The organism is Pseudomonas sp. MSSRFD41 (genome assembly GCF_014230245.1).
Taxonomy (GTDB): Bacteria; Pseudomonadota; Gammaproteobacteria; order Pseudomonadales; family Pseudomonadaceae; genus Aquipseudomonas; species Aquipseudomonas piscis.
On sequence record NZ_JACKZK010000027.1, the window covers coordinates 1 to 13238 of the forward strand.

Below are 13238 nucleotides of genomic sequence, written 5' to 3' on the forward strand. Positions count from 1 at the left end.
ACAAAAAAACCGCAGCGCTGCGGTTTTTTTGTGCTTGTTCGATTGTGGGAGCGGCCGGTCGACGCTCGATTGCCCGCGATAGAGACGCCGCGGTCCGGCTGGCTCACCGCGTGTTCATCGCGAGCAAGCTTCGCTCCTACGGAAGCCGCGCCACTGCGGCCGGATCACGCGCCTTTGTGCACCAGGCCGTCGGCGCGGAACATGCCGCGGATGCCACGCACGGCCTGGCGGATACGGTCCTGGTTCTCGATCAGGGCAAAGCGCACGTGATCGTCACCGTACTCGCCGAACCCTACGCCCGGCGAGACGCAGACCTTGGCCTCGGCCAGCAGCTTCTTGGCGAACTCCAGCGAGCCCAGGTGGGCATAGGCTTCGGGGATCTTGGCCCAGACGTACATCGAGGCCTTGGGGTTCTCCACCATCCAGCCCAGTTCATGCAGGCCCTTGACCAGCACGTTGCGCCGCTGCCGGTACTGCTCGGCGATATCGCGCACGCACTGCTGGTCGCCTTCCAGGGCGGCGATGGCGGCCACCTGCAGCGGGGTGAAGGTGCCGTAGTCGTGGTAGCTCTTGATCCGCGCCAGGGCACTGACCAGCTCCGGGTTGCCGACCATGAAGCCGATGCGCCAGCCGGCCATGTTGTAGCTCTTGGACAGGGTGAAGAACTCCACCGCGATGTCCTTGGCTCCTGGTACCTGCATGATCGACGGGGCCTTCCAGCCGTCGTAGACGATATCGGCGTAGGCCAGGTCGTGGATCACCAGCACGTCGTACTGCTTGGCCAGGGCGATCACCCGCTCGAAGAAGTCCAGCTCCACGCACTGCGAGGTGGGGTTGGACGGGAAGCCGAGGATCATCATCTTCGGCTTGGGGATCGAGCCGCGGATGGCCTGTTCCAGCTCGGCGAAGAAGTCCACGCCGGGCACCAGCGGCACCGAGCGCACCTGGGCGCCGGCGATCACCGCGCCGTAGATATGGATCGGATAGCTGGGGTTGGGCACCAGCACCGTGTCGCCGTGGTCCAGGGTGGCGAGCATCAGGTGCGCCAGGCCTTCCTTGGAGCCGATGGTGACGATGGCTTCGCTTTCCGGGTCGATGTCGACCTGGTAGCGCTCCTGGTACCAGCGGGAAATCGCCCGGCGCAGCCGTGGGATGCCCTTGGAGGTGGAATAGCCATGGGTGTCTTCGCGCTGGGCGACCTGCACCAGCTTCTCGACGATATGCGGCGGAGTCGCGCCGTCGGGGTTACCCATGCTCAAGTCGATGATGTCTTCGCCGCGCCGACGCGCAGCCATCTTCAGCTCGGCAGTGATATTGAAAACGTAGGGGGGGAGTCGATCGATACGCGCAAAGCGGCGCGGCGAAACTTGTTCGGCCATGGTTGCCTCGAGAAGACGTAAGCGCCCGGAACCGTCCGAGCGACGTTGGCCACTGCGGTGGCCTGCGGGGCAGACGATAAGGGCGCTGGCGGCGGCTTGTCCAGAGGCGCGGAAAACTATTTTTTCGGGCTGGCGGGCATTTGCGAGGGCGCAGGCTTTGCCGCTATAACGTGCACGCTTCTTGCTGGCCCCTGGCCGGGAAAGGGGCGGGCCAGGCCGGTTTTCCCGGGCACGAGCTCCCCGGCGAGCCTTCGAACAACAGCAGTACATGGGATGGATGATGGAATTCACCAGCGGCTTCTTGCTCAGCCTTTCGTTGTGCCTGGATATCGGCGTGGCCAATATCGCGATGATCACCCTGGCCATGCAGCGTGGTTACTTCCAGGGCTTTTGCCTGGGCCTGGGTACCTGTGTCGGTGACCTGGCCTATGCGCTGCTGGCCCTGGCCGGAATGACCGTCTTGCTGCAGTACGAGACGGTGCGCTGGGTGCTGTGGCTTGGCGGTTCGGCGCTGCTGGTGTACTTCGCGGCGAAGATGATCTACGCCGCGATCCATCACGACGCGCTGCTCGACACCCGTGGCGAGGTGGAGCGGGGCTCGCCGCGCAAGGAGTTCCTGCGGGGGATCTTCCTGGCCATGTCCTCGCCCAGCGCGATCCTCTGGTTCGCCGCCGTGGGAGGCACTTTTATCGCTCGCTCCGGGGGTGGCAGCACCGCTGATTCGGCGCTGTTCCTGGCCGGTTTCTTCTGCGCCGGGCTGGCCTGGACAATGGGCCTGTGCCTGGCGGCGACCCAGGGTGGCAAATTGCTGGGCGACAAGCTGTTGCGCTATTCCTACCTGGCATCTGCGGCGATCTTCTGCTATTTCGCGGTTTACGTGATCCTATCCGGTTACCAGGAGTTCATCGTCGATGCCCGCCCTCTCGACCTTCCGGCGCTCTGATCCAGGCCTTGGCCACAGGCTTCTATACTTGCCTGCGAACCCTTTTTTTCAGTGGCAGGAGTGGCATTCATGGATGAGCAAAACCAGGGCAGCGGCCCGCAACCGCGCTTCGAAAGATGGCATTTCCTGCTGGTCGCCGGTTTCAGCCAGCACTTCACCCCCGCCGATACTCAAGTGATCGGCCAGCTGTGGCAGCGTTTCATTCCCCATATCGGCAAGGTGCCGGGGCAGGTGGATGACGTCACCTACGGCGTGTGCTGCAACCCTGATGCACAGGGCGGCTTCGAGTACATCGCCGGGGTCGAGATCAGCAAGCTCGACGACTTGCCCGAGCACTATCGCTGGATCGAGTTGCAACCCCAGCAGTACGCAGTGTTCGAGCACCACGGATCATTGCAGCAGTTGCCCTGCACCTTCGACTACATCTGGCAGACCTGGCTACCGCAATCGGGCCAGCAAGCCGCCGATGCCCCCTGTTTCGAACGCTATAGCGCCGATTTCAACCCCAATACCGGGCATGGCAGCCTGGAAATCTGGCTGCCCCTGAAGACCGCCTGAACTCTCGGGGGCGCGTCGGCGCCCCTGCCTCGCCTGCACGGGGCGGCAATCTTTATGCGGTCTTGATACCGCCCCCCGCAATCAGTGCCTGACCTTGATACGCCCTCGCCTAACCTGCGTGGCGCAGAAGAGGGCGGTCGACCAGCTGTTCCCGCCTCCCTGCCGGCGCCCATGACCGGGCACCGCCAACGGTAGCGCCGCGAGCCGCTGATGAGGCCGGGCGCTGTCCCACACGCCATCGAGGGGAACTGTCTTGCTGACACTGCCATTGATCTACGGCGCCAGCGGCTTTTGCGCTGTGCTGCTGTTTGCCTACCTGGGGTACGCGCTGATCCGCGCCGAGAAGTTCTGATGCACGTTCCCAGCATTCGCCATGCATTGGCATGCGCCCGGCCGGGCGCTTTCGAGAAAGGAAACCAGCCATGTACGACCTGATCTTCGTGGGCCTGTCCCTGGGGTTCTTTGTACTGACGGCCCTGGGCATCGTCGCCATGGGCAAGATTTGAGCGGAGCATCGACATGTTGAGTACTGTGCTGGAATACGCGGTGATCCTCGGTCTGATGACCGGGCTCGCCGTGCTCATGGGCAAGTGGCTGGCCCGGGTCTTCAGTGGCCGTGGCCATGCCTTGCCGGAGCGCGCCACTTACCGCCTGCTGGGGATCGATCCTGGCGAGGCCATGGGCTGGGCCCGCTACGGTTCGGCCTTGCTGCTGTCCAACGCGGCGATGATGCTGCTGGGCTACCTGGTGCTGCGCCTGCAAGGGCTGACGCCCCTGAACCCGCTGGGGCTGGCGGCGCAGAGTCCGGACCTGGCGTTCAACACCGCCGCCTCGTTCATCACCAATACCAACTGGCAGGCGTACTCCGGCGAGAGCAGCCTGTCGAACTTCAGCCAGATGGCGGCCATCACCTTCCTGATGTTCGTCGGCGCCACCGCCGGAGTGGTGGCCGCCGCCGGCTTCATCCGCGGCTTGAGCCGCTCCAGCTCGGCGGACATCGGCAACTACTGGGTGGATTTCATCCGCGTGCTGTACCGGGTGATGCTGCCCCTGTGCCTGCTGATGGCCCTGGTCTACGTCTGGCAGGGCATGCCCCAGACCCTGGATTCCGAGGCCCTGGCCACCACCCTGGAAGGCGGCCGCCAGCAGTTGATCGTCGGCGCCGTGGCCAGCTTCGAGTCGATCAAGCACATCGGCACCAACGGCGGCGGTTTCTTCAGCATGAACGCCGCGCACCCGTTCGAGAACCCGACGCCGCTGACCAACGTCCTGCATATCCTCAGCATGCTGCTGATTCCCTCGGCGCTGACCTACACCTTCGGCAGCATGCTGCTGCGCCGGCGCCAAGGCTGGGTGTTCTTCGGCACCTTCCTGGTGATGTTCGCGGGCTTTTTGGCCATCGTGTTCACAGCCGAACAGAGCGGCAACCCGCTGCTGACCCTGGCCGGCGCCGACCAGCAACTGTCGGCGACCCAGAGCGGCGGCAACATGGAAGGCAAGGAGCTGCGCTTCGGCATCGCCGACACTGCGCTGTTCGTCACCACCACCACCGGTGCTACTACCGGCTCGGTGAACGCCATGCATGACTCGCTGACCCCCATGGGCGGTTTCGTGCCCCTGGCGCAGATGATGCTCAACTGCGTGTTCGGTGGCGACGGCGTGGGCTTCATCAACCTGATCCAGTACGCCCTGCTGACGGTATTCCTGGTGGGCATGATGATCGGCCGCAGCCCGGAGTTCCTCGGCAAGAAGATCGAGGCCCGGGAGATCAAGCTGGTGATGCTCTCGGTGCTGGCGCACCCCATCTGCATCCTCGGGTTCACCGCCCTGGCGGCGCTCTGGCCAGACACCCTCAACAGCCTCAACAACCTGGGGCCCCATGGTTTCAGCGAGGTGCTCTACGCCTACGCCTCGGGCACCGCGAACAACGGTTCGGCGTTCGCCGGGCTGAATGCCAACACGCCGTTCTTCAACACCACCATCGGCCTGGCGATGCTCATGGGGCGCTTCTTCACCATGCTGCCGATGCTGGCCGTGGCCGGCTCCCTGGCGGCGAAAAAGAACATCCCGGCCGGCGCCGGCACCATTCCCACCGCGACCCCGTTGTTCATGTTCCTGGTGGTGTTCGTGGTGCTGGTGGTCGGTGGCCTGACCTTCCTGCCGGCGCTCGCGCTCGGCCCGCTGGTGGAGCAACTGCAGTTGCTGGCCGGCCAGACTTACAAGTAAGGGGTTGTGATGACTACGCAAATGCAAACCCAGGGCACCACTGTGGTGCTGTTCAAGGGCCTGCTGCGCCCGGTGCTGGTGGCGGCGTTGCTGTGCCTGGCGCTGACCGGCCTGGCCTATCCGCTGGCGACCACGCTGCTGGCCAACCTGGTGTTCCCGTTCCAGGCCCAGGGCAGCCTGCTGCAGCGCAACGGCATGGTGGTGGGCTCCAGCCTGATCGGCCAGGCCTTCCAGCGGCCGGAGTATTTCCAGGGCCGGCCGAGCATGACCCTGGGCAGCGACCCGCTGGACCCGGGCAAGAGCGTGCCGCAGCCCTACAACGCCGGGGCCAGTGGTGCCAGCAACCTGGGCCCCACCAGCCAGAAGCTGCTGGACAGCGTCGCCGAGCGGGCCCGCCTCTACCGCCAGCTCAATGGCCTGGGCGCCGACAGCCTGGTGCCGGTGGACGCGGTGACGGCTTCGGCGTCCGGCCTGGACCCGCACATTTCCCTGGCCAACGCCCGGCTGCAGCTGGAGCGGGTGGCGCGCGCGCGGCACCTGCCGCCGGGCGAGCTGCAAGCCCTGCTGCAAGCACACAGCGAAGGCCGCACCTTCGGCCTGCTGGGCGAGCCCCGGGTCAATGTGCTGCAACTGAACCTCGCGCTGGACGCCCTGGCGCCCATGCCTGCCTCGCCCCTCGCGGCCAGTGAGTAAGAGACCATGAGTAAGAACGCTCGTATTGCTTTGTTCGACCGTGGGTTGCTGCTCACGGCGTGCCAGGATGCCGTGAAGAAGTTGCTGCCCCAGGCGCAGTGGAAGAACCCGGTGATGTTCGTGGTCTACCTGGGCAGCCTGCTCACCACCTTGCTGTGGCTGCAGTCCCTGGGCGGGCAGGGCGAGGCCCCCAGCGGCTTCATCCTGAGCATCGCCCTGTGGTTGTGGTTCACCGTGTTGTTCGCCAACTTCGCCGAGGCCCTGGCCGAGGGCCGCAGCCGGGCCCAGGCGGCGAGCCTCAAGGGCATGAAGCGCCAGACCCTGGCCAAGTTGCTGCAACAGCCACGGCACGGCGCGGCCTGGCTGCCCATGGCCGCCAGCGAATTGCGCAAGGACATGGTGGTGCTGATCGAGGCCGGCGACCTGGTGCCCCTGGACGGCGAGGTCATCGAAGGCGTGGCCACGGTGGACGAGAGCGCCATCACCGGTGAATCGGCGCCGGTGATCCGCGAGGCCGGCGGCGACTTCTCCTCGGTCACCGGCGGCACCAAGGTGCTGTCCGACTGGTTGGTGGTGCGCATCAGCGTCAACCCCGGCGAATCCTTCCTGGACCGCATGATCTCCATGGTGGAATCGGCGCGGCGGCAGAAGACCCCCAACGAGGTGGCCCTGACCATCCTCCTGGTGGGCCTGACCCTGCTGTTCCTGTTGGTGATCGTCACCCTGAGCCCGTACTCGCTGTTCGCCGTGGCCATGAGCGGCACCGGCAGCGTGGTCAGCGCCACGGTGCTGGTGGCGCTGCTGGTCTGCCTGATTCCCACCACCATTGGCGGCCTGCTGTCGGCCATCGGCGTGGCGGGCATGAGCCGGATGATGTCGGCCAACGTCATCGCCACCTCCGGCCGCGCGGTGGAAGCGGCGGGTGACGTGGACGTGCTGCTGCTGGACAAGACCGGCACCATCACCCTGGGCAATCGCCAGGCCAGCGCCTTCCTGCCGGCCCCGGGGATCCGCGACAGCGAACTGGCGGACGCCGCGCAACTGGCGTCCCTGGCCGATGAAACCCCCGAAGGGCGGAGCATCGTGGTCCTGGCCCGGCAACAGTTCGACATCGGGGGACGCGACCTGGCGGCCCTGGGCGCGAGTGCCGTGCCCTTTACCGCCCAGACCCGCATGAGCGGCGTCGACCTGCCCCAGGGCCGCTGCATCCGCAAGGGTGCCGCCGATGCCATCCGCCGCCACATCGAGGCCCTGGGCGGCAGCTTTGCGCCGGCCCTGCAAGCCAAGGTCGATGAAGTCTCGCGCCGTGGCAGCACGCCGCTGGTGGTCAGCGACGGAGCCCAGGCCCTGGGCGTGGTGGAGCTCAAGGACGTGGTCAAGGGCGGGATCAAGGAACGCTTCGCCGAGCTGCGGCGCATGGGCATCAAGACCGTGATGATCACCGGCGACAACCGCCTGACCGCCGCCGCCATTGCCGTGGAGGCCGGGGTCGACGATTTTCTCGCCGAGGCCCGGCCCGAGGACAAGCTGCAACTGATCCGCGACTACCAGGCCAAGGGCAAGCTGGTGGCCATGACCGGCGACGGCACCAACGACGCCCCGGCCCTGGCCCAGGCCGATGTCGCCGTGGCGATGAACAGCGGCACCCAGGCGGCGAAGGAAGCCGGCAACATGGTCGATCTGGACAGCAACCCGACCAAGCTGATCGAGGTGGTGGAGGTGGGCAAGCAGATGCTCATGACCCGTGGCGCGCTGACCACCTTCAGCGTGGCCAACGATGTGGCCAAGTATTTTGCTATCGTACCGGCCGCGTTCGTCGCCACTTACCCGCAGTTGGCCGCGTTGAACGTGATGCACTTGAACAGCCCGAACTCGGCGATCTTGAGCGCGGTGATCTTCAATGCCCTGATCATCGTGTTCCTCATCCCCCTGGCACTCAAGGGCGTGAAGTACCGCTCCATCGGGGCGGCGGCGTTGCTCAACCGCAACCTGCTGATCTACGGCCTGGGCGGGGTGCTGGTACCCTTTGCCGGGATCAAGCTGATCGACATGCTACTGGCCGGGCTCGGCCTGGTCTGACAGGACTTGCAAGGCGGCGCTCTACGGAGCGCCGCCTTGTTCATTCAAGGATGCACATGGCTGTTCTCGACACTGGTAGCACCCCCCGCGACGGGCGCCCCGATCCCGATGCGTTGCTGGAAAAACTGCAGCAGGACGAGCAGGCCGCCCGGTGCGGCAAGCTGCGGATCTACTTCGGCTCCAATGCCGGGGTCGGCAAGACTTGCGCCATGCTCACCGCGGCGCGCCAGGAACTGGCCCAGGGCCGCGACGTGGTGGCCGGGATCGTCGAGACCCATGGCCGGCGCGACACCGCCGAGCTGCTGCAAGGCATCGAGGTGCTGCCCCGGCACCAGTTGATGCACCGTGAACATGCCTTGTCCGAATTCGACCTGGACGCTGCCCTGGCCCGCCAGCCGGCGGTACTGCTGGTGGACGAGCTGGCTCACAGCAATGTCCAGGGTTCCCGGCATCCCAAGCGCTGGCAAGACGTCGAAGAACTGCTGCGGGCCGGCATCGACGTCTGGACCACCCTCAATGTCCAGCACCTGGAAAGCCTCAACGACATCGTCAGCGGGATCATCGGCATCCGCGTGCGCGAGACGGTGCCCGACCATCTGTTCGACGAAGCCCACGAAGTGCTGGTGATCGACCTGCCGCCGGACGATCTGCTGCGCCGGCTCAAGGACGGCAAGGTGTACCTGGCGCCCCAGGCCGAACGGGCCTCGCGCAATTTCTTTCGCAAGGGCAACCTGCTGGCCCTGCGCGAACTGACGCTGCGGCGCACCGCCGACCGGGTCGACGCGCAGATGCGCGACTACCGCCGCGAGCGCTCGATCAACGCCCTGTGGCCAGCCCGGGAGCGGTTGCTGGTAGGGATCGCCGGGGACCCGGCGGACGAGCGCCTGGTGCGCGAGGCGGCGCGCCTGGCGCAGAAACTCGAGGCCGACTGGATGGTGGTGCACGTGGCGCCGGCCCAGCGCCGGGGCATCGGCGCCAGTCGGTATGCGGCTGCCATGAAGACCCTGGCGCTGGCCGCCGAGTTCGGTGCCGAGACCGCGACCCTGCCCGGCATGGACGTGGCCGAGGCCCTGGTGGCCTGTGCCCGCGAGCACAACGCCAATCGCCTGGTGCTGGGCCATTACCCGCGCCGGGTGTGGCAGGTCTGGCACCAGTCGGTGAGCGATCGCATCAGTCGCCAGCATCCGGAAATCGACCAGATCGTGATTGCCAACGGGCCAGCGGACCGCCAGCGCAGCGTGGTGCCCAAGCCCGAGGCCGGCCTGGCGCCCAGTCGTGCACCGGCCTACCTGTGGGCCAGCCTGGCGTGCTTTGCCGCCACGGCAGTGGCGGCGCTGTTGTTGAAGGTCTTCGACCCGGCCAACGTGGTGATGCTGTTCCTGCTTACCGTGGTCCTGGTGGCCCTGCGCCTGGGGCGCGGGCCCGGGGTCTGGGCGGCGATGCTGGCGGTGTTGTGCTTCGACTTCTTCTTCGTCCAGCCGGTGTGGTCGTTCACGGTCAACGACACCCAATACTTCTTCACCTTCGCCCTGATGCTCGGCATCGCCCTGATCACCGGCCAGCTCACCGCGCGCCTGCGCCACCAGGCGCGTACCGCCGCCGAGGGCGAGCGCCGGGCCACCTCCCTGGCCGGGTTGGCCCGGGAGCTGTCGGCGGCGCTCACCGAGGAGCAGATCTGCGCCGTGGCCCTGCGCACCTTTAGCGGGGTGTTCGCGGCCCGGGTCGGGCTGGCGCTGCCGGATGCCGGCGATCGCATGCGGGCCTTGAGCGCCAATGGCCTGGAACTGGACGAAAGCATTGCCCAGTGGGCCTACGATCATGGCCAGCCGGCCGGTAGCGGCACCGCTACCCTGGCGGCGGCCCGCGGGCGCTACCTGCCGCTCAAGGCGCCGATGCGCGTGCGTGGCGTGCTGGTGCTGGAACTGGCGGACCCCGAGCGCCTGCGTGAGCCGGAAGAACAACGCTTGTTGCAAGCCTGCATGAGCCAGCTGGCGATCGCCCTGGAACGAGTGCATTACGTCGAGGTGGCCCAGAGCACCGTGGTGCAGATGGAGGGCGAGCGCATGCGCAACACCCTGCTGGCGGCGATCTCCCATGACTTGCGCACCCCCCTGACCACCATCATCGGCGCCGCCGATGCCGCCTTGCCCCATGCCCCCGACGGCGTCCTGGCGCAGTTGCTGCGGGGTATCCATGACCAGGCCGGCTCCATGCAGCGGCTGATCGAGAACCTGCTGGACATGGCCCGCATGCAGGAGCGTGGGGTGCGCCTGAACCGCCAGTGGAACTCCCTGGAAGAGATCGTCGGCAGTGCCCTGCGCCAGTTGCGCGAGCCCCTGGCCGGGCATCAGGTGCGGGTCGCCATGGCGCCGCAGCTGCCGCTGGTGGAGGTGGACGCGCTGTTGCTGGAGCGGGTGCTGGTCAACCTGCTGGACAACGCCGCCAAGTACACCCCGGCCGGGACCCTGGTGCAGGTCAGCGCGCGCCAGGTCGACCAGCAGATCGTCCTGCAGGTCAGCGACAGCGGCCCCGGTTGCCCCAAGGGCAGTTCCCCGGCCAGCCTGTTCGAAGCCTTCAGCCGTGGCCAGCAGGAATCGGCCGTGGCCGGGATCGGCCTGGGCCTGGCCCTGGCCAAGCGTATCGTCGAGGCCCATGGCGGACGGATCGAGGCCCAGCCTCACGCCGACGCCGGGCTGAGTTTTGTCATCACCTTGCCGGCGGGGCACCCGCCTTCGATGGAAACCCTATGAACAGCAGCCCACGCATCCTGATCGTCGAGGACGAAGCCAATATCCGCCGATTCATCGGCATCGCCCTGGAGGACGAAGGTTTCCAGGTGTTCGAGGCCGACAGTGTCAAGCGCGCGCTGATCCATGCGGCCAGCCGCCAGCCGGACCTGGTGATCGTCGACCTGGGCCTGCCCGATGGCGATGGCAAGCAACTGATCAGCGAGCTGCGGGGCTGGCTGGCGGTGCCGATCCTGGTGCTTTCGGCGCGGGATCGGGAGGCGGAGAAGGTCGCCGCCCTGGACGCCGGGGCCGACGACTACCTGGTCAAGCCGTTCGGCGTACCGGAGTTGCTGGCGCGGATTCGCGCGCAGCTGCGCCGCCATGGCCAGAGCGGGGCGGCCGCGGCCACCAGCAAGGTGAACTTCGGCGCCATCGAGGTGGACCTGGCGACCCATGAAGTGCGCCGCGAAGGGCAGCCGGTGCACCTGACGCCGATCGAGTACCGCTTGCTCTGCGCCTTGATCCGTGGCCAGAGCCGGGTCCTCACCCATCGCCAGCTGCTGCTGGAGGTCTGGGGCCTGGACTATGTGGACCGGGCCCATTACCTGCGGGTGCACATGGCCCATCTGCGGCAGAAGCTGGAGGCCGATCCGGCCCAGCCCCAGCATCTGCTCACCGAGTTGCAGGTGGGTTATCGCCTGGTGGGGCTCTGAGCCCGGGCATGGCTAGCGTCTGATCCGCGCTTGTCGCGACGGCGTTCATGCAAGAAGTCGAGGTAGAAGGTGATACCGCCGAAGATGGCAATGGCGAGCAAGATGAAAAAACCGATCTGGGCAGAGCTCATGGTCTAGGTCCTTGGCAAGACGCGGCGAGGCGACCCGGGGCCGTTCGCGAAGCGTCGGGGAGCTGATAGATAGTCCCTCGGCGCGAGCCTGGCCAGGGCTTATATGAAAGCTTTACGGGGCGGCCAGCGAACGCTATGCCGGTCATACACAACGCCGGGTCCTTGCTAGAATCGGCCCCCCTCAACTGACTTCAGGCTGATGTCCCATGACCGCTCCGACCCCCTTGATCCGCACCGTCCTGCCTGCCGACCTGGACCGCTGCTTCGCCATCGAGACCCTGGCCTACGAAGGCGACGAAGCCGCGACCCGGGACAAGATCGCCACGCGTATCGCCACCTGGCCCGAGGGTTTCATCGTCGCCGAGGTCGAGGGTGTGGTGGCCGGTTTCATCAACTCCGGCGCCACTTACCAGGTGCAGATGGCCGACGAGGCCTTCAAGGAACTGGTCGGACACGACCCGGCGGGCCCCGAGGTGGTGATCATGTCGGTGGTGGTGCATCCGGACTTCCAGGGCCTGGGCCTGTCCCGGCAGTTGCTGGAGGCGTTCATCGCGCGCATGGCTGGCGCTGGCAAGGCGCGTATCCACCTGATGTGCAAGGAGCGCCATGTGCCGCTCTACGAGCGCTTCGGTTTCGTCTACCTCAAGGCATCGGCTTCGGACCACGGCGGCATGGCCTGGCATGAGATGGTGCGGGCTCTGTAGGAGCGAAGCTTGCTCGCGATGCTCGTCAACGGTAGCGCGTATTGACTGGATAAACGCAACGTTCTGGCGTCCATCGCGGACCCGGCTCGCTCCTGCCATTTCCTTGACTGATCGGCATTACGCTATGTCGCGGTTTTTTTTCACCTGCATTGTCGATTGTGCGAAAGCCCAGGCGACTAGGGATGAATCGAGCAGTTAGCTCGGTGATACCCATTCACCTTCCGAGGAATTTCGCCATGTCCAATCCATCCAGTGAAGCCCGCGTACGCAGCCTGATCGACCATTGGCGGCAGGCGGTAATGGCCAGGGATATCGAGCAGATCGTCAGCTTCTACGCCGATGACATCGTCTCCTTCGATGCGGTCGGCGCCCTGCAATTCAAAGGCAAGGAGGCCTACCGTGCGCACTGGCAGGCTTGCATGCAGATGTGCCCCGGCCCCGGGATCTTCGAGTTCCATCAATTGCAGGTGCGGGCCAGCGACAAACTGGCGTTCGCCCACTGGCTGGCCCATTGTGGCGGCACCGATGCCGACGGTGTGAGCAAGGCCTGCTGGATGCGGGTCAGCGCGGCCTACCAGTGCCTGGGCGGCCAGTGGCAGGTGGTGCACGAGCATTGGTCGGCGCCCTTCGATATGCAGACCGGCACCACCTTGTTCGACCTCGAGCCCTGAGCGTCGGCGGGTTCGCCAAAGCCACGAACAGCGACCATAGTTGATCAGCCCGATCATGGAGGTGCCCATGAAATACCTATGCCTGGTGTACAGCGACGAACGACTGCTGCACAGCCTGCCCGATAGCCCGCAGGATGCCGAATGCCTGGCCTATGCCGAGGCGGTGCGCGACAGCGGGCGGATGCTCGCCGCCGAGGCCCTGCAATCGGTGCAGACCGCCACCACGGTGCGCATGCGCGGTGGCAAGCTGTCGATTACCGATGGCCCGTTCGCCGAAACCAAGGAGCAGTTGGCCGGGTTCTACCTGGTGGAGGCCCGGGATCTCAACGAAGCGATCCAGGTCGCCGGGCAGATTCCGGCGGCCCGGGTCGGCAGCGTGGAAGTGCGCCCGGTACGTGAACTCAATCCCTGA

13 protein-coding genes are annotated in these 13238 nt (G+C 66.2%); 12 read left to right on the forward strand and 1 reads right to left on the reverse strand.

Features of this window, described 5'->3' with window-relative positions:
- Positions 1–164 precede the first annotated feature (164 nt).
- Entirely contained in the window at positions 165–1379 is a 1215-nt protein-coding gene (gene alaC / locus H7A76_RS27450; RefSeq protein ID WP_185701429.1) for an alanine transaminase, read from the reverse strand.
- 280 nt (positions 1380–1659) lie between these two features.
- Here alaC and H7A76_RS27455 point away from each other — a divergent pair, with 280 nt between their 5' ends.
- The 12 genes from H7A76_RS27455 (at position 1660) to H7A76_RS27505 (ending at position 13238) form a co-directional block, all read left to right on the forward strand.
- A complete protein-coding gene (locus H7A76_RS27455) occupies positions 1660–2322 on the forward strand; it encodes a LysE family translocator (protein ID WP_185701430.1) in 663 nt (220 codons plus the stop codon).
- Positions 2323–2391: 69 nt separating this feature from the next.
- A complete protein-coding gene (locus H7A76_RS27460; RefSeq protein ID WP_185701431.1) occupies positions 2392–2880 on the forward strand; it encodes a GyrI-like domain-containing protein in 489 nt (162 codons plus the stop codon).
- Positions 2881–3133: 253 nt separating this feature from the next.
- The gene (gene kdpF / locus H7A76_RS27465; protein WP_022640401.1) at positions 3134–3232 is read left to right on the forward strand and encodes a K(+)-transporting ATPase subunit F; all 99 of its coding nucleotides are present in this window, start codon (positions 3134–3136) and stop codon (positions 3230–3232) included.
- Positions 3233–3263: 31 nt separating this feature from the next.
- Positions 3264–3386 carry a hypothetical protein gene (locus H7A76_RS32505; protein ID WP_256224242.1) on the forward strand — a complete coding sequence of 41 codons (123 nt, stop codon included), beginning with the start codon at positions 3264–3266 and terminating at the stop codon, positions 3384–3386.
- Positions 3387–3399: 13 nt separating this feature from the next.
- A complete protein-coding gene (gene kdpA, locus H7A76_RS27470) occupies positions 3400–5106 on the forward strand; it encodes a potassium-transporting ATPase subunit KdpA (RefSeq protein WP_185701432.1) in 1707 nt (568 codons plus the stop codon).
- 9 nt (positions 5107–5115) lie between these two features.
- Complete coding sequence (gene kdpC, locus H7A76_RS27475; protein ID WP_185701433.1) at positions 5116–5799, forward strand: potassium-transporting ATPase subunit KdpC; 684 nt, start codon at positions 5116–5118, stop codon at positions 5797–5799.
- 6 nt (positions 5800–5805) lie between these two features.
- Entirely contained in the window at positions 5806–7878 is a 2073-nt protein-coding gene (gene kdpB / locus H7A76_RS27480; protein ID WP_185701434.1) for a potassium-transporting ATPase subunit KdpB, read from the forward strand.
- 56 nt (positions 7879–7934) lie between these two features.
- Entirely contained in the window at positions 7935–10628 is a 2694-nt protein-coding gene (locus H7A76_RS27485) for a sensor histidine kinase (RefSeq protein ID WP_185701435.1), read from the forward strand.
- A complete protein-coding gene (locus H7A76_RS27490; RefSeq protein WP_185701436.1) occupies positions 10625–11320 on the forward strand; it encodes a response regulator in 696 nt (231 codons plus the stop codon). The genes H7A76_RS27485 and H7A76_RS27490 overlap by 4 nt, the downstream gene beginning before the upstream one ends.
- 337 nt (positions 11321–11657) lie before the next feature.
- Positions 11658–12155: a GNAT family N-acetyltransferase gene (locus H7A76_RS27495; protein WP_185701437.1), complete on the forward strand. Its 498-nt coding sequence runs from the start codon at positions 11658–11660 to the stop codon at positions 12153–12155.
- A 236-nt stretch (positions 12156–12391) separates the two neighbouring features.
- Positions 12392–12826, forward strand: coding sequence for a YybH family protein (locus H7A76_RS27500; protein ID WP_185701438.1), 435 nt, complete (start codon positions 12392–12394; stop codon positions 12824–12826).
- A gap of 67 nt (positions 12827–12893) precedes the next feature.
- A complete protein-coding gene (locus tag H7A76_RS27505) occupies positions 12894–13238 on the forward strand; it encodes a YciI family protein (protein WP_185701439.1) in 345 nt (114 codons plus the stop codon).